The organism is Shinella sp. WSJ-2, from assembly GCF_003432075.1.
GTDB lineage: Bacteria > Pseudomonadota > Alphaproteobacteria > Rhizobiales > Rhizobiaceae > Shinella.
This window is the reverse complement of the sequence record NZ_QWBU01000001.1, coordinates 391,590-408,216: the sequence shown is the minus strand read 5'-3', so window position 1 is coordinate 408,216 and position 16,627 is coordinate 391,590. Positions and strand designations below refer to the sequence as shown.

General features: G+C 63.5%; 16 protein-coding genes. 9 read left to right on the top strand and 7 right to left on the bottom strand.

Annotation, left to right across the window (positions count from 1 at the left end):
- Window positions 1–86: 86 nt before the first annotated feature.
- Window positions 87–977 (bottom strand): phosphoserine phosphatase SerB, encoded by an 891-nt coding sequence (gene serB, locus D0Y60_RS02040; RefSeq protein WP_117366466.1) that lies wholly within the window; start codon window positions 975–977, stop codon window positions 87–89.
- Between serB and miaA the strand changes: the two genes are divergently transcribed.
- Complete coding sequence (miaA, locus tag D0Y60_RS02035) at window positions 976–1,884, top strand: tRNA (adenosine(37)-N6)-dimethylallyltransferase MiaA (RefSeq protein ID WP_117366465.1); 909 nt, start codon at window positions 976–978, stop codon at window positions 1,882–1,884. The two genes, serB and miaA, sit on opposite strands and share 2 nt — an antisense overlap.
- On the opposite strand, the gene D0Y60_RS02030 is transcribed toward miaA, so the two are convergent.
- Window positions 1,881–3,989 (bottom strand): ATP-binding protein, encoded by a 2,109-nt coding sequence (locus D0Y60_RS02030; RefSeq protein WP_117366464.1) that lies wholly within the window; start codon window positions 3,987–3,989, stop codon window positions 1,881–1,883. The genes miaA and D0Y60_RS02030 overlap by 4 nt on opposite strands.
- Window positions 3,990–4,334: 345 nt before the next feature.
- Here D0Y60_RS02030 and D0Y60_RS02020 point away from each other — a divergent pair, with 345 nt between their 5' ends.
- Complete coding sequence (locus tag D0Y60_RS02020; RefSeq protein ID WP_117366462.1) at window positions 4,335–6,113, top strand: acetolactate synthase 3 large subunit; 1,779 nt, start codon at window positions 4,335–4,337, stop codon at window positions 6,111–6,113.
- A 19-nt stretch (window positions 6,114–6,132) separates the two neighbouring features.
- On the top strand, window positions 6,133–6,705 hold the full coding sequence (ilvN, locus tag D0Y60_RS02015; RefSeq protein ID WP_117366461.1) for an acetolactate synthase small subunit: 573 nt from the start codon (window positions 6,133–6,135) through the stop codon (window positions 6,703–6,705).
- Window positions 6,706–6,768: 63 nt separating this feature from the next.
- On the opposite strand, the gene D0Y60_RS02010 is transcribed toward ilvN, so the two are convergent.
- Window positions 6,769–7,614 (bottom strand): aldo/keto reductase, encoded by an 846-nt coding sequence (locus D0Y60_RS02010; protein WP_117366460.1) that lies wholly within the window; start codon window positions 7,612–7,614, stop codon window positions 6,769–6,771.
- Window positions 7,615–7,739: 125 nt separating this feature from the next.
- Here D0Y60_RS02010 and D0Y60_RS02005 point away from each other — a divergent pair, with 125 nt between their 5' ends.
- From D0Y60_RS02005 to D0Y60_RS01990, 4 genes are all read left to right on the top strand, one after another.
- Window positions 7,740–8,333, top strand: a complete 594-nt coding sequence (locus D0Y60_RS02005) for a LysE family translocator (protein ID WP_117366459.1) — start codon at window positions 7,740–7,742, stop codon at window positions 8,331–8,333.
- Window positions 8,334–8,424: 91 nt separating this feature from the next.
- Window positions 8,425–9,000, top strand: coding sequence for a nitrile hydratase subunit alpha (nthA, locus tag D0Y60_RS02000; protein WP_117367034.1), 576 nt, complete (start codon window positions 8,425–8,427; stop codon window positions 8,998–9,000).
- A complete protein-coding gene (gene nthB, locus D0Y60_RS01995) occupies window positions 8,997–9,656 on the top strand; it encodes a nitrile hydratase subunit beta (protein WP_117366458.1) in 660 nt (219 codons plus the stop codon). Before nthA ends, nthB begins: the two co-directional genes overlap by 4 nt.
- Window positions 9,643–9,999 carry a nitrile hydratase accessory protein gene (locus D0Y60_RS01990; RefSeq protein ID WP_245409060.1) on the top strand — a complete coding sequence of 119 codons (357 nt, stop codon included), beginning with the start codon at window positions 9,643–9,645 and terminating at the stop codon, window positions 9,997–9,999. The genes nthB and D0Y60_RS01990 overlap by 14 nt, the downstream gene beginning before the upstream one ends.
- Here D0Y60_RS01990 and D0Y60_RS01985 read toward each other — a convergent pair.
- Window positions 9,996–11,087, bottom strand: a complete 1,092-nt coding sequence (locus D0Y60_RS01985; RefSeq protein ID WP_245409059.1) for an AbrB family transcriptional regulator — start codon at window positions 11,085–11,087, stop codon at window positions 9,996–9,998. The genes D0Y60_RS01990 and D0Y60_RS01985 overlap by 4 nt on opposite strands.
- 142 nt (window positions 11,088–11,229) lie before the next feature.
- Here D0Y60_RS01985 and D0Y60_RS01980 point away from each other — a divergent pair, with 142 nt between their 5' ends.
- Window positions 11,230–12,357 carry an ATP-dependent RecD-like DNA helicase gene (locus D0Y60_RS01980; protein WP_117366455.1) on the top strand — a complete coding sequence of 376 codons (1,128 nt, stop codon included), beginning with the start codon at window positions 11,230–11,232 and terminating at the stop codon, window positions 12,355–12,357.
- Window positions 12,358–12,441: 84 nt separating this feature from the next.
- On the opposite strand, the gene D0Y60_RS01975 is transcribed toward D0Y60_RS01980, so the two are convergent.
- Both D0Y60_RS01975 and D0Y60_RS01970 read right to left on the bottom strand, forming a co-directional pair.
- Window positions 12,442–13,128, bottom strand: coding sequence for a MerR family transcriptional regulator (locus D0Y60_RS01975; protein ID WP_245409058.1), 687 nt, complete (start codon window positions 13,126–13,128; stop codon window positions 12,442–12,444).
- 331 nt (window positions 13,129–13,459) lie between these two features.
- Window positions 13,460–14,563 carry a hypothetical protein gene (locus tag D0Y60_RS01970; RefSeq protein ID WP_117366454.1) on the bottom strand — a complete coding sequence of 368 codons (1,104 nt, stop codon included), beginning with the start codon at window positions 14,561–14,563 and terminating at the stop codon, window positions 13,460–13,462.
- 252 nt (window positions 14,564–14,815) lie between these two features.
- Between D0Y60_RS01970 and D0Y60_RS01965 the strand changes: the two genes are divergently transcribed.
- The gene (locus D0Y60_RS01965) at window positions 14,816–15,568 is read left to right on the top strand and encodes a pyridoxine 5'-phosphate synthase (RefSeq protein ID WP_117366453.1); all 753 of its coding nucleotides are present in this window, start codon (window positions 14,816–14,818) and stop codon (window positions 15,566–15,568) included.
- Between the two features lie 41 nt (window positions 15,569–15,609).
- On the opposite strand, the gene D0Y60_RS01960 is transcribed toward D0Y60_RS01965, so the two are convergent.
- Window positions 15,610–16,497, bottom strand: a complete 888-nt coding sequence (locus tag D0Y60_RS01960; protein ID WP_117366452.1) for an SDR family oxidoreductase — start codon at window positions 16,495–16,497, stop codon at window positions 15,610–15,612.
- Window positions 16,498–16,627 lie beyond the last annotated feature (130 nt).

Sequence of the window (16,627 nt, the reverse complement as noted above, 5' to 3'; positions counted from 1 at the left end):
GGTGAGTCCCGTCAGGGACTTGCCGGCATTCTCGGACAGAGTGAATCAGGCCGCTGGAGCATCGCTTCAGCGGCCTTTTGTATCGCTCAGCCGGTCACGAAGTCGGACTTGCGGTAGCCCTGCAGGTAGAGCAGCGCGGTGAGATCGCCGTGGTCGATGCGGATTTTCGCCTCCGCCGCGACGGCGGGCTTGGCGTGTAGCGCGACGCCGGCACCGGAGAGATGCAGCATGCCGAGGTCGTTGGCGCCGTCGCCGACGGCCATGGCTTCATCAGGGGTAATGCCGAGGCGCGTGGCGATGTCGTTCAGCGCATCCACCTTTGCCTGCTTGCCGAGGATCGGCTCGGCGACTTCGCCGGTCAGCTTGCCGTCCACGTCGAGCAGGATGTTGGCGCGGTTCTCGTCGAAGCCGAGCGTCGCGGCGATGCGGCTCGTGAAGACGGTGAAGCCGCCGGAGACGAGTGCGGTGTAGTAGCCCTTGGCCTTCATGGTGGCGATGAGTTCGCGCCCGCCCGGCGTCAGCGTGATGCGCTTTTCGATGACCTCGTCGACGACGGAGATCGGCAGGCCCTTGAGCAGCGCGACGCGCTCACGAAGGGCGGGCTCGAAGGCAATCTCGCCGTTCATGGCACGGGCGGTGATGGTCGCGACCTTGTCCTTGAGGCCGACTTCGGCCGCCAGTTCGTCGATGCATTCCTGGCCGATCATCGTCGAATCCATGTCGGCGATCAGGAGCTTCTTGCGACGCGTCTCGGCATCCTGCACGGCCAGATCGACCGGCGCGTCGCCGATGACGGCGCGGATTTTGCTACCTGCTTCACTCGGATCGCTGTCGTCCCGAAGCGCGACATCGCAGGCAATGCCGTCGGCGAGCCAGTAGAGGCCGGAGGCATTGACGGCCTCGGCGGCCTTTTCGGCGAGTGCCGGGGTCAGAACAGGGTTTGACGGATTGGCGACAAGCGTGGCAACGAAAGCCATGATGGAAAACCTTGATCGAAAGCAGGACGCGATCCTGATAACGGGCCCGACGGCCAGCGGCAAGTCCGCGCTTGCCGTGCGGCTGGCGGCCGAGCATGGCGGCGTGGTGGTCAATGCCGACAGCATGCAGGTCTATGACACGCTAAGCGTTCTGACCGCCCGCCCGCAGCCCGAGGATATGGGCGGCATCGAGCATCGCCTCTACGGCCATGTGCCGGCCGGGGTGGCCTATTCCACCGGCGACTGGCTGCGCGAGGCGACCGCGCTTGTGAGGGAGCTACGGGAGCGCGGCAAACGACCGGTCTTCGTCGGCGGCACCGGCCTCTATTTTCGCGCGCTGACTGGCGGGCTCTCGGATATGCCCGCCATTCCCAACGGTGTCCGCGAAAGGGTGCGTGCGCGACTCGCAGCCGAAGGCGCCGAGGCGCTGCACTGGGAGCTTGCGGAACGTGACCCGGAAACGGCGGCACGGCTGATGGTTGGCGATGGCCAGCGCATCGTGCGGGCGTTCGAGGTGATCGAGGCGACGGGCAAGTCGATTTCGACCTTCCAGTCGGCGTCCGGGCCGGCGGTGATCGATCCGGAGCGGGCAGAGAAGATCGTCGTACTGCCGGACCGCGCGGTGCTGACTGCCCGCATCGACCGGCGTTTTGGCCTTATGCTCAAGGCGGGGGCGGTTGACGAGGTGAAGGCGCTGCTTGCGCAAGATCTCCCGCCGGCCATGCCGGTCATGAAGGCGATCGGCGTGCCGCAGATTGCGGCGATGCTAGCGGGCGAGATGCGCGAGGCGGACGTGATCGAGCGTGGCGCGGCCGCGACCCGGCAATATGCCAAGCGGCAGATGACGTGGTTCCGCAACCAGCTCGACGAAAGCTGGCGGCGGATCGATCCTCTGGTTGCGATTTAGCGGCGGATGAGGCTGCTGAGTGGTTTCTTGAGAAGCTGTTCGCGGATGGAGCCTTCGCGCCTTGGCGTTTCCTGTTGCTGTTCGCCGAAGGCCGGGCGAGGCGGCTGGCGATAGGGATCGGCCGCCGGGCGTGGCTGTTCCGTCGTCAATTCGCGGCGAATGGTTTCGAACCGGTCCTGCGTCGGCTGATCATAGGCGCTGGCTGCGCCCGGAAGCATGTCCGGACGGTAGGGCTCGTGCGTCGGCGGCGCGGATGCGGCCGGACGATAGGGATCCTGCACCGGCGCTGCGGTAGCCGGGCGGGGGGCGTGGGCTGCGTTCTGCAGCGTGTCGATATAGTCCTCCTCGTCCTCGTAGGGCGCATCCTCGTAGCCGGTCGGCAACGCGGCGCCTTGGCCTTGCGTGGCGAGATAGGAATTCTGGAACCCGGAAATATCCGGCCCGGTTATGGCGCGCATGCGCGCGACGATATTGCGCAGATCGACGCTCTGCGGCGTGTCATCGGTGACCTTCACACCGGTGCCGTTCGCTCTCGGCAGGCGGCTTGCTTCGACGCGGGAGAAGCGCATGCGCATCGGCACGGCGACGGCCTCGCCAAAGGCGATCGCCTCGCCGTTGCCGATCGAGGAGATGAAGCTCGTGGTCGAAGATGAAGAATTCGGGATCGCCGAGCGGATGATTTCCTGGTCGTGATCGTTGGCAAGGCGCATCGCGAAGATCGTCGAGCACTGCGACAGGATCGTCGGATCGAGTTCGCCGGGGCGCTGCGTGATGATACCGAGCGACACGCCGTATTTACGGCCTTCCTTGGCGATGCGGGCAATGGCCTGACGTGTCGGGATGAAGCCGAGCTTCGGATCGGCCGGCACGTAGCGGTGCGCCTCTTCGCACACCACCAGCATATGCACGCCGCCATTGCTCCACAGACCGATTTCGAAGGCCATGCGGCAGAGCACGGAGGCGACCGAGTTGACGACCTCCGAGGGAATACCGGCGAGCTGGAACGTCGTGACCGGCTTGCCTTCACCGGGAATGCGGAAGATGCGGGCAATGGTGTCGAGGATCGTGTCGGTGATCGTGTTCGAGGAGAACATGAAATGGTAGCGCGGATCGTTGATCGCCGACATGATCTTGACCTTGAGCGAGCGCAGATGCGGCTTTTCCGCCCGCCCTTCGAGCCGGCCGATACGCTCGTCGATGAGCGCCAGCAGGTCGGCGATGCGGAAGGGCACCGGCGTGTCCGAGGTCACCGAGCTTTTCTCGCTGGTGCGGCGCATCAGGCCGTTGTCGCTGGAGCCGCGGAAGGCGCGCTTGGCCTCTGGGATCAGGTCGCGCAGAATATCCATTTCTTCCGGCACCGGCGGGCGGCCGCGGAAAACGACTTCGGCGAATTCCTCCAGCCGGAACAGCCAGAAAGGCAGGTCGAGCGTATCCGTGTCGATGACCACGGCGAGGTCGCCGAAGGCAGAAGCGAATTCGTTGTGCGGGTCGAGGATCAGCACGCGCAGGCGCGGATCGGCCTGGATGGCCTTGTGAAGCAGAAGCGTGATGGCGGTCGACTTGCCGACACCGGTCGTGCCGACGATAGCGAAATGCTTTTCCAGCATGGAAGGCACATGGAGCGTTGCGTCGATGCTTTCGTCCTGTGTCAGCTTGCCGATGGCGCAGACATCGTTCTTGCCGGTGTCGTAGACCTTGGCGAGGTCGGAGGCGCGGATGCGATGCGCGATGGCGCCGAGATGCGGATAGTCGGTGATACCGGCGGAGAATTCCTCGCGGCCATCAGGGCCGACATGGACCTCGCCGAGCAGTTCGACTTCGATGCGAAAGACGGTGTCGCGGTTTTCCACCCAGCTCTGCTGGTCGGTGGACATGGAGTAGACGAGGGCGACGACGCGGTTACGGCCGACGGAGATCGAGATGAGGCGGCCGACTGCCCAAAGTTCCGTTAGCGCTGTCTGCCCGCTTTCGGCGACGGCACTGATCGTAGCATGCGAGCCGTTGCAGGCCACGACGCGACCCATCAGACGGTTGCCCTGCAACGCGTCGTCCCGGCGTTCCTGTTCGCCTGCCACTATAGAACTTTGAAAATCATTGTTCAGCAATCACGGCACTCCTTGCCATCAAAGGCGAATTCTAGCCGAGGCCGCTTAATAAGACGTTTCGTGTTGATGCGGCTTTGCGCCACCCTTTCCCGCCGGCGCCGAGTTGCGTGCCATTTCGGAGCAGAGGGAAAAGCGTTGACGCGCCCCGTCTTTGTGGCTAACACTTCGAGCCATGAAAAATCTGATGGTTGTTATTCTTGTGGTGGGAACGCGCATGGGCAGGGTGGTGTAACCACCCGGCGAAAGCACCCATGCGCGGTAAGCAGGCTCCTCCAAGGGGCCTTTTTTTATGCCCGAAAATTCGATAAGCACCCTGGAAATACGAAAGAGACGGACGGGAATCCGATGAGCGGAACAGAAAACCAGATGACAGGCGCCGAAATTGTCTTGCAGGCGCTGAAGGACAACGGCGTAGAGCATATCTTCGGCTATCCCGGCGGCGCGGTGCTGCCGATCTACGACGAGATCTTCCAGCAAGACGATATCGAGCACATTCTCGTTCGCCACGAGCAGGGCGCCGGCCACATGGCCGAGGGCTACGCTCGGTCCACCGGCAAGGTCGGGGTCATGCTCGTCACGTCGGGTCCGGGTGCGACGAATGCGGTCACGCCGCTGCAGGACGCGCTGATGGACTCCATCCCGCTCGTCTGCCTCACCGGTCAGGTTCCGACCACGCTCATCGGCTCGGATGCCTTCCAGGAATGCGACACGGTCGGCATCACGCGCCCCTGCACCAAGCACAACTGGCTGGTCAAGGACGTCAACGACCTCGCGCGCATCATCCACGAGGCGTTCCGCGTCGCGCAGAGCGGCCGTCCGGGTCCCGTCGTCGTCGATATTCCGAAGGACGTGCAGTTTGCCACCGGCACATACACGCCGCCGTCGGCTGCGCCGATTCAGAAGTCCTACCAGCCGAAGCTCTCGGGTGATGCCCGCGCCATAGAAGCGGCCGTCAGCCTGATGAAGGGTGCGCGCCGCCCGATCATCTATTCCGGTGGAGGCGTCGTGAATTCCGGCCCGGAAGCCTCGCGCCTGCTGCGCGAACTGGTCGAGATCACCGGCTTCCCGATCACCTCGACGCTTATGGGCCTCGGCGCCTATCCCGCCTCGGGCAAGAACTGGCTGGGCATGCTCGGCATGCACGGTTCCTACGAGGCGAACATGGCGATGCATGACTGCGATGTCATGGTCTGCATTGGCGCGCGCTTCGACGACCGCATCACCGGCCGCCTCAACGCCTTCTCGCCGAACTCGAAGAAGATCCACATCGATATCGACCCGTCCTCGATCAACAAGAACGTCCGCGTCGACGTTCCGATCCTGGGCGATGTCGGCAATGTCCTGGAAGACATGGTCCGCCTGTGGCGCGCCGGCGCTAAGGACTACGACAAGGCCATCCATGCCGACTGGTGGACGTCGATTGCCAAGTGGCGTGCCCGCAACTCGTTCGCCTACAAACACAGCGACGATGTGATCATGCCGCAATATGCGATCCAGCGTCTCTATGAGCTGACCAAGGACCATGACACCTACATCACGACGGAAGTCGGCCAGCATCAGATGTGGGCGGCGCAGTTCTTCGGCTTCGAGCAACCGAACCGCTGGATGACGTCGGGCGGCCTCGGCACGATGGGCTACGGTTTCCCGGCGGCGATCGGCGTGCAGGTCGCGCACCGCGACAGCCTCGTCATCGATATCGCCGGCGACGCCTCGATCCAGATGTGCATTCAGGAAATGAGCTGCGCGGTTCAGTACAATCTGCCCGTCAAGATCTTCATCCTGAACAACCAGTATATGGGCATGGTGCGCCAGTGGCAGCAGTTGCTGCACGGCAACCGCCTGTCGAACTCCTATACGGAAGCCATGCCGGACTTCGTCAAGCTGGCGGAAGCCTATGGCGGCGTCGGTATTGCCTGCGACAAGCCCGGTGATCTCGATGCGGCCATCCAGGAGATGATCGACGTCAAGCGGCCTGTGATCTTCGATTGCCGCGTGGCGAACCTCGCCAACTGCTTCCCGATGATCCCCTCGGGCAAGGCGCACAACGAAATGCTGCTGCCCGACGAGGCCACGGACGAAGCGGTCGCCAACGCGATCGACGCCAAGGGCCGCCAGCTCGTTTGATGAAAAGGTAGACACTGATATGAACGCACACCTTCAACCCACCGGTTCTGCCTACTTCATCGCCAAGGAAACCCAGGTTGCGGAGAGCCACACGCTCTCCGTGCTCGTCGACAACGAGCCGGGCGTCCTTGCCCGCGTCATCGGCCTGTTCTCCGGCCGCGGCTACAACATCGAAAGCCTCACGGTTTCCGAGACAGAGCATGAATCGCACCTGTCGCGCATCACCATCGTGACGCGCGGCACGCCGAGCGTACTCGAGCAGATCAAGTCGCAGCTCGAGCGCATCGTGCCCGTGCACCGCGTCGTCGACCTCACCGTGCGCGCCAAGACGCTCGGCCAGGAACGGCCGATCGAACGGGAAGTGGCGCTGGTCAAGGTCGTCGGCTCCGGCGAGCTTCGCCAGGAAACGCTGCGCCTCGCCGATGCCTTCCACGCCAAGGTGGTCGACGCGACGACGGATCACTTCATCCTGGAAATCACCGGCAAGTCCTCGAAGATCGACCAGTTCGTCGCGATCATGAAGCCGCTCGGCCTCGTCGAAGTCTGCCGCACCGGCATCGCGGCGATGAACCGCGGCCCGCAGGGCATGTGAGGTTTCTCACGGTTTGAGTTCGGCAAAGGGCCTTTCCGGAAACGGAAAGGCCCTTTGTTTTGCTCAGATCATCTCCAGCGGCCGCTTGCGGGTCGATGGCGGGAAGGCTTCGTCGAGCAGGCGCAGGTCTTCCGAGGTCAGGCGGATTTCCGAGGCGCGGAAATTGTCGCGTACGCGCTCCGGGGATCCAGATTTCGGGATGGCGATGACCCCGGCCTTGGTGAGCAGGAAGGCAAGCGCCACCTGGGCGGAGCCGACATTGTGGATGCGGCCGATCTCCTCCAGAACAGGATGGCCAAGCAGGCGACCCTCGTCGAGCGGCGAATAGGCCATGATCGGGATGCCCTGTACCTGGCTCCAGCGCAGCAGATCGAATTCGATGCCGCGGCGGGCGAGATTGTAGAGCACCTGATTGGCGGCCGGGCGATGCGGCTCGGCGTCTTCCAGGAGTTCTTTCATGTCGGAGACATCGAAGTTCGAGACGCCCCAGGCGCCGATCTTGCCCTGCGCCTTCAAGGTTTCGAAGGCCTCGACCGTCTCGGAGAAGGGGTGACGGCCGCGCCAGTGCAGAAGGTAGAGTTCGATATGGTCGGTGCCAAGGCGCTTGAGGCTAGCCTCGCAGGCGGCGATCGTTCCGGCGCGGCTGGCATTGTAGGGCAGCACCTTGCTTACAAGGAACACCTCCTCGCGCCGCCCCTTGATGGCTTCGCCGACGACTTCCTCGGCGCCGCCATCGGCATACATCTCCGCCGTGTCGATGACGGTCATGCCGAGATCGAGCCCGGCGCGCAGGCTTGCGGCCTCCTCGGCCATCGATGCTTCGCCTTCGCCCATATGCCAGGTGCCAAGGCCAAGGGCCGGGACCTGTCGTCCGCCGGGAAGGGTGACTGCCGGTAGTTCCGCTTTCATGCTGCACTCCACGAGAGACGCCATACATCAGCAACCGGAATTGTATGTATGACAAGAATTGGCTGGTCGTCCCCAAGAGATGGACTATCAATCGGAAAAAACAATCCGGATCAGAAGAGACTGCCATGCAGATCGAAATCTTTCTGGCGCTGCTGGTCTTCGCCTTCACGACATCCGTCACGCCCGGTCCGAACAACATGATGCTGTTCGCCTCGGGCGTGAATTTCGGTTTCGTGCGCACGATCCCGCATATGTGTGGCATCGGGGTCGGCTTCCTTGTGTTGCTCTTGGCCGTCGGTTTCGGGCTCGGCGCGCTGCTGGAGGCCGTGCCGCTGGTCTATACCGCGCTGAAATTCGCGGGCGGCGCCTATCTCGTCTGGATCGCCTGGAAGATCGGCACCTCGCGCTCGCTCGGCGAGGGCAAGGCCGGCGCGCGGCCGATGAGCTTCCTTGAGGCTGCCGCCTTCCAGTGGGTCAATCCGAAAGCCTGGGTCATGGCCGTCTCAGCCATGGCGACCTATACCAATTCGGCCAATTATACGATGAGCGTCCTGATCGTCGGCATTGCCTTCGCCATCGTCAATTTCCCGAGTGTTTCGACCTGGGCCGGCTTCGGCTCGGCGCTGCGTGAGTGGCTATCCGTTCCGGTGCGGTTGAAATGGTTCAACATCACCATGGCGCTGCTGCTCGTCGCCAGCCTCTGGCCGATGTTGCGCTAGCGGCGTATGAAAGGGCGAAGCCGGAGGAACAGCCGTGTCGCACGACCACGACCATGACGACCATCACCATCACGACAATCATTTTTCGCCGATGGAAGCGCGCGTGCGGGCGCTTGAGACCATCCTGACGGAAAAAGGCCTGATCGATCCCGCGGCGATCGACGTCATCGTCGAGACCTATGAGACGAAGATCGGTCCGCGCAACGGTGCCCGCGTGGTGGCCAAGGCTTGGGCGGAGCCGGATTTCGCCGACTGGCTGAAGCGCGATGCCACGGCGGCCATCGCTAGCCTCGGCTATACCGGCCGGCAGGGGGAGCATATGCGGGCGGTGTTCAACGATGGTGAAACGCACAACCTCGTCGTCTGCACGCTGTGCTCCTGTTACCCCTGGTCCGTGCTCGGTCTACCGCCTGTCTGGTACAAGGCGCCGGCCTATCGCTCGCGTGCCGTCATCGATCCGCGCGGCGTGCTCGCCAAATTCGGTGTGACTCTTCCCGAGACCCAAAAAATCCGCGTCTGGGATTCGACGGCCGAGCTGCGCTATCTCGTCGTGCCGCAGCGGCCCGAGGGGACCGAGGGGCTGGACCAGGAAGCGCTCGCCGATCTCGTGACGCGCGACGCCATGATCGGCACGGGGCAGGCGCTGGCGCCGGAGGCCCGGTCATGAACGGACCGCATGATCTCGGCGGCCAGCATGGCCTCGGTCCGGTCGCGCCGGAGCCTAACGAGCCGTATTTTCACGGCGACTGGGAAAAGCGCGCTCTGGGCGTGACGCTATCCTGCGGTGCCTTCGGCGCCTGGACGATCGACGAGAGCCGGCATGCGCGCGAAAACATCCCGCCCGCCACCTATCTCTCGGCGAGTTACTACGAGATCTGGATCCGCGCGCTCGAGACGCTGTTGCAGCGCCATGGCTTCGTCAGCCGCGAGGAGCTGGCCGCGGGCCGGATGCTGGAAAAGGGTGCCGCGCCAAAGCGCATCCTGAAGGCCGATATGGTGCCGGCGGTGCTTGCCAAGGGCGGTCCCTGCGACCGGCCGGTGGAGGCCGCACCGCATTTTGCCGTTGGCGCGTGCGTACGAACCCGCAACTTCAATCCGACGACCCACACGCGCCTGCCGCGTTATGCCCGCGGCAAGGTCGGCGTGGTCGAGACCGTGCAGGGTTCCTTCGTGTTTCCCGACGACAATGCGCACGGCAAGGGGGAGAGCCCGCAATGGGTCTACACCGTCGTCTTCGATGGTGGCGAAATCTGGGGCGAGGGTGCAGCCCCCGGCCTGACCGTCTCCATCGATGCCTGGGAGAGCTATCTTGAGCCGGTGTGAGACGCTTGCCGACACGCCCGGCCTGCCGAAATCCGCCGAGGGTGATCCGGTCTTCGCCGAGCCCTGGCAGGCGCAGGCCTTTGCGATGACGGTGCGGCTGCACGAGCAAGGCGTGTTTTCCTGGGCCGAATGGGCCGAGGCGCTTTCACGCGAAGTGCATCGGCCCGGCCGTGCCGCCGATGGCGCCGACTATTTCGATTGCTGGGTGGCTGCTCTGTCGTCGTTGCTCTCCGAGCGAGGTGTGGCAAGCGAGGCGGAACAAACAGCACTTTCCGATCGCTGGGCGCGTGCCGCCGAGGCGACGCCGCACGGCAAACCCATCCTGCTTGAAAACGCCGGCTAGATCCGGTCCGCCACGAAGCGGGCAAGCCACGGGCCGATGAAGGTCACGAGGATCAACCGCGCCGTCTGCAAGGTCATGACGAAGGCGATGTCGACATTCGCGGAGGCGGCGATGACGGCGACGGAATCGAGGCTGCCGGGGCTGGTGGCGAGATAGGCCGTCAGCGGATCGACGCCGAGCAGGAAGACGAGCGCTGCCGCCAGCAGGCCCGAGAAACAGAGCAGCGCGACGATGGAGAGCACCGTCGGCAAGAGGGCGCGACGCGCATGCAGGAGGATGGCGCGTGTGAAGCCGAGGCCGATATTCCAGCCGAGCAGTGCAAATGCGATGACCAGCAGCCACTGCGGCAGGACGATCGTCACTGTGCCGGAGGTGTTGAGCACCGAGGCAAGCGCAAAGGGCAGGAGGAAGGCGCCGGCCGGGATGCGCAGTTTCTGAGCGGCAAGGCCGGCGAGGATTCCGATGGCCAGCATCGCAACGAGCGGAAGCAGAGGCACCGGTTCGAACCAGGCATGCGGCGGTGCGGCGCCACCCTCATGGCCGGCGAAATGCGCGACCAGCGTGGCAAGGCTCGCGACGAACAGCACGCGCAGATATTGCATGAAAGCGACGAGGCGCATATCGGCGCCATAGGCTTCCGCCATCATCAGCATGGAGGAGGCAGCGCCTGCCGAAGACCCCCAGATCGCTGTCGTGCCAGGCAGGACACCGGTGCGCGCGATCATCCAGCCGCTGAAGGCGCTGACCGCGATCACGGAAAAGACGATGGCGAGGATGAGCAGCCAGTTGTCCAGGAAGGTGGCTACGAAATCCTGCGACACCGTGCCGGCGATCATCAGGGCCAGAACGACCTGCACGACGAAGAAGCAGAGGCGCGGCAGCCGGATCGTGCCGCCCGCGAGCGCCACGACGATGCCGGCAAGCATTGGGCCGATCATCAGTGCCGCCGGAAAGCCGGTCATGTAAAGCGGCGTGGTCGTTACCAGGGAAAGGCCTGTAACGCAGGCCCATTGCAGGGCGGCTGGCAGCTGTCCGACGCCGGAGGGGCCGGATACGGTTTCGTCTGGGGTCGGGGAGGCGGGGGACACATCATCGCTCCGTGGATCGCGTTTTCCATACAGCGGCGACGTCGTGGCGAATAGGGCCAAAACAGGGGGTAGGTGGATCGGGCGACCGGTGAACGAAGCCTCGCCCCTTGCTTCAAGCGCGCGAATCCTGCCAAGTCCGGGCATGGAATTCGCACCCCAACAGGATGAAGCGCTCAAGGCCGTCGCAAAGTGGCTGAAGGATGGGCGCGAACCGCTTTTCCGACTGTTCGGCTATGCCGGAACGGGCAAGACGACGCTGGCGCGGCATTTTGCGGAAAATGTCGACGGGGAGGTGCTGTTTGCCGCCTTCACCGGCAAGGCCGCGCAGGTTCTTCGTTCCAAAGGCGCAAGCAATGCCAAGACGATCCATTCGCTGATCTATCGTCCACGCGGCGAGGAAGAGGTATCGGACGAGGAGACGGGCAAGACCTCGATCTCGCCGATGTTCTCGATCAACCGCCAGAGCCCGGTCGCCAAGGCGGCCCTCGTGGTGGTCGACGAATGCTCGATGGTCGATGAGGCGCTCGGCCGCGACCTGATGAGCTTCGGCACGCCGATCCTCGTGCTCGGCGATCCCGGTCAGCTGCCGCCTGTTTCCGGCGGCGGCTATTTCACCAATCAGGAGCCGGATTACCTTTTAACGGATATTCACCGGCAGGCGCGCGACAACCCGATCATCCGCCTCGCCATGCAGGTGCGCGAGGGTAACGAGATCGGTTATGGCGACTACGGTGCTGCCCGCGTCATCGGCCGCAACGAGGTGGACCAGTCCCTGGTGCTGGAGGCCGATCAGGTGCTCGTCGGTACCAATCGTACGCGCCGGCGCTACAACCAGCGCCTCCGCGAGCTGAAGGGGTTCACCACGGACTATCCGCAATCCGGTGACAAGCTGGTTTGCCTGCGCAACGACCCGGCCAAGGGCCTGCTCAACGGTTCGCTCTGGCAGGTAATGAGTTCGTCCAAGGAAACGGTGAAGCCCGGCATCAACCTGATGATCCGGCCCGAGGACGACGACATGGATCGCGGCGCTGCCAAGATCAAGCTTTTGAAGGCGGCGTTCGAGAACCTCGAGGAGGAAATCCCGTGGTCGACGCGCAAGCGCTATGACGAGTTCGATTTCGGCTATGCGCTGACCGTGCACAAGGCGCAGGGTTCACAGTGGAACGACGTCGTGCTGTTCGACGAGAGTTTTGCATTCCGCGACACGCGTGAACGCTGGCTTTACACTGCCATTACGCGCGCCGCGGAAACGCTCACCGTCGTGCGTTAAAGGGTGGGACCCGCACGACGCCCGCTTTTTTCAGGAAGCGGATGGTAAAGGCCGGTCATCATGTCCGGCCGCTTGACGCCAGCCTTAATGGCCGACGATTCCGAGCATGACCGCCTTGGCGACGGCCTGGAAACGGTTGTTGCTGCTGAACTTGGCGATGATGTTCTTTTCCATCACTTGCACTTCGCCGGGCTCGACTTCGAGCGCGCGGGCGATGCGGCTCGTCGGATAGCCCTCGGCCATCAGCGTGAGACAGCGCAGTTCCGCCGCGCTCAGGTGCGCCTGCGGCGTATTGTCGTTGGTCTCGGGTTCGAGCGCGCCGGTGAAATCGAGCAGTTCGTTGATCTGCTGCATCTGGCGGCGGATTGTTGACTGCTGGGCGGCGAGCTCGCGTTTGCGCGCCGTCATCGCCGTGCGGAAGATCGCATCGGCCTCGTCCTGGCTCTCTGCGGAGGACAGGCGCTCCAGCAGTTCCTGGATGACGGCGACGGGCATGCCCGTCTCGCGACAGGTGTTGACCACCGACATCTGCTGAATCTCTTCAGGGCCGTAAACGCGCATCGGGCCGACGCGGGCGGCCTTCAGCAGGCCCTTTTCCTCGTAGAAATGCAGCGTGCGGTGCGTGACGCCGAAGGCATTCGCCATATCGGCGATCGCCAGGCGGCCCGCCGGCAAATTTTCCGGAAGCGGGGTCACAGGCAGATAGCGGATGGATTTACGCGCGCCGGCGCGGACGTCGGCGGTGGCTTTCTTCGACTCGTTCGTCATCATGAAAGCAACCCGCAAAAAAGAAGATCAGTCATGTCATTACCCCCGGTCGCCGGCCTGAGCCCGTGCCGAGACGAGGCTTCAAGACGACGAAAAACGCCCCACTTTCGCTTGCGTCTGCTTCGGCCTGTCCGCCAAAAAGCCGCTTACGACCCTGCCAGGGTTGCAGATCCATCTCGCGAGGAGAGTGTGCAGGGATCCGAACCCCGGAGCGGCACAGAATACCAATCCGCCAGGTTCATAAAATAAACCCTAGGGCTGAGTGTGCCTATCGTTATATCTAGGGATGTATTTTCTGGGCGGGCTTCCTGCTTTGCAGCGAGGGGAGAGCGGATTATCGCGTCAGGGTGGCGCCGGCTTCCTCGAGGATCGCCGCTTCGGCCAGAGCGGCATCCGGCGTGATCGCGCAGGCCGCCGGCTGGCGGAAATGCGGCGTGCCGCGCGGGGTTATCTGGCTGGTGTGGGAGAGGCATTCCATCACGCTGCTGGCTGTCCCCTTGCGAATGGCGTGACGGTAGAGTGGCCCGCTGGCCGATAGTGTCCGTGCGGCGAAGGCGACGGCTTCATAGGCGATGCCGGCCTCGCTGTTCAACTGTTCACGCGAAAAATGCCGGGCATAGATCGTGGCGCCGGATTGATCATGGATCAGCCGCGCATAGACACCGAGCCCATCCGGCCGGTTCTCCACGCGGATGGAATAAGAAAGCGGCAGCGGCGCGCCGGTCTGGCGCGTGTCGGCCAGGCGCACGGTGCGGTGATACTCTGCCGAATTGGAGATGGCGCGGGCAAGTGCATTGCATTCGCCGCTCTGCGGCCAACATTGCAGGATGTGCAGCTGCGGCAGCATTTCGACCATTCCGCCGAGCCTGTTCTGCATCGATAGCACCTGCTGAACCTTGGCAACGGCCGCATTGGTGGCTTCGGGATAGAAGGATGGTGCCAGGAAGAGCAATGGCAGCAGGGAGAAGAGAGCGAGCGGCGAGGAGATGGGCTTGGGAAGCCAGGAGCGTTTCGGCCTTGGAGCGTTTTGGGAGAAGTGTGGGGTCGGTTCGACCGCATCGGCCGCCAAATCGCCGCCGACTTGCGGAGCGATTTGTGCGAGGCTGTATTCCGGGACATAGCTGCCGAGCGGCACGCGGATGCGCAGCTGTTCAGCCGTGCCTTCGGTCTCGTAATACTGCTCGAGAAGCTTGCGCAGCTTGCCGGCCTGCACGCGCACCAGTGGATCATTGCCGGCATCGAAGCCCGGCGGGCGGCCGAATACGTCGATGCCGATGCTGTAGCCCTTGAGCTGGGCGGCTTTGCCCGCCAGTTCGTTTTCCACGACATAGGATAGGAACGAGCGCAAACGCTCGGAGCGGGCGAAGGTTTCGCTGGCGATGACGGCATGAAGCGCGCGCCGCACGAGATCGCACGCCGGCCTGTCGGTCCTGCTCATGGTGTCGCCACAGAGGAGGCCATCGTCGCTGCCTGAGTTCCTTCCCAATTTCGGAACAGACGCGGCCGGAATGACCGCTACCCCCAAAAATCACGGTGAGTTTAGCGGTGATTCTTGATGAACGGCAAGGGGTGGTTGACCACGTGTGCGGCAATTGTCAGCGACCGCAGGGTCATCCGGCGTTTTCAGGCGATTGCCCTTGTGGAAACAACGCGCTAGACCTTGTTTTCAGTCATAGGAGCCCGCGTCGTCATGCCTGCGAAACTGTCGGTCAATCTCAACGCAATCGCCATGCTGCGCAACCGCCGGGATCTGCCCTGGCCGAGCGTCACGGCCCTTGGCCGGATTGCGCTTGAAGCGGGCGCCAGCGGTCTGACAGTGCATCCGCGCCCGGACCAGCGTCATGTGCGCTTCAGCGATCTCGGCATGATCCGCAGCCTCATCGACAGCGAATTTTCCAGCACGGAATTCAACATCGAAGGTTTTCCAGAAGAGAACTTCATGTGTCTCATCGACGAGCACCGTCCCGAGCAGGTGACGCTGGTGCCGGATGACCCGTCGCAGGCCACCTCCGACCACGGCTGGGATTTCCGCAAGAACCACAATCTGCTCGGTAACATCATCGAGCGGCTGAAGAAATTCGGCCTGCGTGTGTCTGTCTTCGCGGATGGGGAGCCGGACCGCGAATCGCTAACGATCGCCCGCGATCTCGGCGCCGACCGGATCGAGCTTTATACCGGGCCTTATGGCGGTTGCTACGACAATCCGGCGGAAGCCGTGCGGATGCTCGAACTGCTGGGAGAAACGGCGGATATCGCGTTCGAACTCGGCCTTGGCGTCAATGCCGGTCATGATCTCACGGTCGCCAATCTGCCGGCGCTGGTCGCCCGCATTTCCCGCCTCGAGGAGGTCTCCATCGGCCATGGCCTGACCGCCGATGCGCTGGAATACGGCATGGCGGAGAGCGTGCGTCGCTTCCGCCGCGCTTGCGGCCAAGAGGTCTGACGGCAATGCGGCGCCCCTTCGGAGCGCCGCATCTTTATCGATCAGCCGAGAAACGCTGCCTTGCTGGCGGCGACGAAGTCCTCGAATTCGGTTGGCTTGCGGCCGGATAGGGCTTGCGCATCGCCGGTGACGGCTGCGATCTTGCCTTCGCGCGTGTTCGCATCGAAGGAGACGATGGTGGGGATGAAGCCTTCCGGCAGGCCGGCACCCTTCAGGCCCTCGGCAAGCTGGGCATCGGTGACATGGACGACTTTCAACGGCTTGCCGGTGGCGGCAGAGACGATAGCGGCGATGTCTTCCGCGGTGCGCGCCTTTGTGCCCGTCAACGTATAGATATTGCTCTCATTGCCGGCCTTCAGGATTGCGCCGGCAAGGGCGGCGGCGGTGTCGGCGCGGGTGATATGAGCGATCTTGCCGTTGCCGGTCGAGGTGTACCAGGAGCCTGTCTGCAGCGCGTGCGGCAGCGACATGAACAGGTTTTCCGCATACCAGCCGTCGCGCAGGATCGTATAGGGAATGCCGGTCGCCTTGATGGCCTCTTCGGTGCCGAGATGATCGGGCGCGAAGGTAACGAGCGAATCGTCCGGCTGCGGCATGGAGGTGTAGAGGATGTGCTTGACGCCAGCCTTCTTGGCGGCGGCGACGGCGGCCTTGTGCTGGGCAAGACGCTTGCCGGCTTCGCCGAGCGCGTCGGTCGAGATGATCAGCACCTTGCCGACGCCGGCGAAGGCGGCGTCGAGCGAGGCGGGGTCATCGAAGTCGGCGGCGCGCACGGTCACCCCCCTGGCGGCGTAGTCGGAAAGCTTCGTGACGTTGCGGGTGGCGGCGATGATGTCGGCGGGAGAGACCTCTCCAGAGGTCAGGAGGTTGTCGAGAACGAGGCGGCCAAGCTGGCCGGAAGCGCCGGTGACGAGAATCGTGTCGGTCATGTCTATGCCTTTCTGGGCAGGGTTTCCGGCTGGGGCAGGGGAATGCCGTCGAACCCGTGGATGTTGGTCTCTTATTGAGACTTGCTCTTATCTGGTAATCTGATAGAGCCTGTAAAGAAGGCAGTTTTTT

Excerpts from the sequence above, each read along its gene's own strand:
- ilvN (WP_117366461.1), top strand. The coding sequence starts at position 6,133 with ATGAACGCACACCTTCAACCCACCGGTTCTGCCTACTTCATCGCCAAG.
- serB (WP_117366466.1), bottom strand. The coding sequence starts at position 977 with ATGGCTTTCGTTGCCACGCTTGTCGCCAATCCGTCAAACCCTGTTCTG.
- D0Y60_RS02005 (WP_117366459.1), top strand. The coding sequence starts at position 7,740 with ATGCAGATCGAAATCTTTCTGGCGCTGCTGGTCTTCGCCTTCACGACA.
- D0Y60_RS01965 (WP_117366453.1), top strand. The coding sequence starts at position 14,816 with ATGCCTGCGAAACTGTCGGTCAATCTCAACGCAATCGCCATGCTGCGC.
- D0Y60_RS01975 (WP_245409058.1), bottom strand. The coding sequence starts at position 13,128 with ATGATGACGAACGAGTCGAAGAAAGCCACCGCCGACGTCCGCGCCGGC.
- nthB (WP_117366458.1), top strand. The coding sequence starts at position 8,997 with ATGAACGGACCGCATGATCTCGGCGGCCAGCATGGCCTCGGTCCGGTC.
- D0Y60_RS02020 (WP_117366462.1), top strand. The coding sequence starts at position 4,335 with ATGAGCGGAACAGAAAACCAGATGACAGGCGCCGAAATTGTCTTGCAG.
- D0Y60_RS01970 (WP_117366454.1), bottom strand. The coding sequence starts at position 14,563 with ATGAGCAGGACCGACAGGCCGGCGTGCGATCTCGTGCGGCGCGCGCTT.
- nthA (WP_117367034.1), top strand. The coding sequence starts at position 8,425 with ATGGAAGCGCGCGTGCGGGCGCTTGAGACCATCCTGACGGAAAAAGGC.
- D0Y60_RS02010 (WP_117366460.1), bottom strand. The coding sequence starts at position 7,614 with ATGAAAGCGGAACTACCGGCAGTCACCCTTCCCGGCGGACGACAGGTC.
- D0Y60_RS01980 (WP_117366455.1), top strand. The coding sequence starts at position 11,230 with ATGGAATTCGCACCCCAACAGGATGAAGCGCTCAAGGCCGTCGCAAAG.
- miaA (WP_117366465.1), top strand. The coding sequence starts at position 976 with ATGATGGAAAACCTTGATCGAAAGCAGGACGCGATCCTGATAACGGGC.
- D0Y60_RS01960 (WP_117366452.1), bottom strand. The coding sequence starts at position 16,497 with ATGACCGACACGATTCTCGTCACCGGCGCTTCCGGCCAGCTTGGCCGC.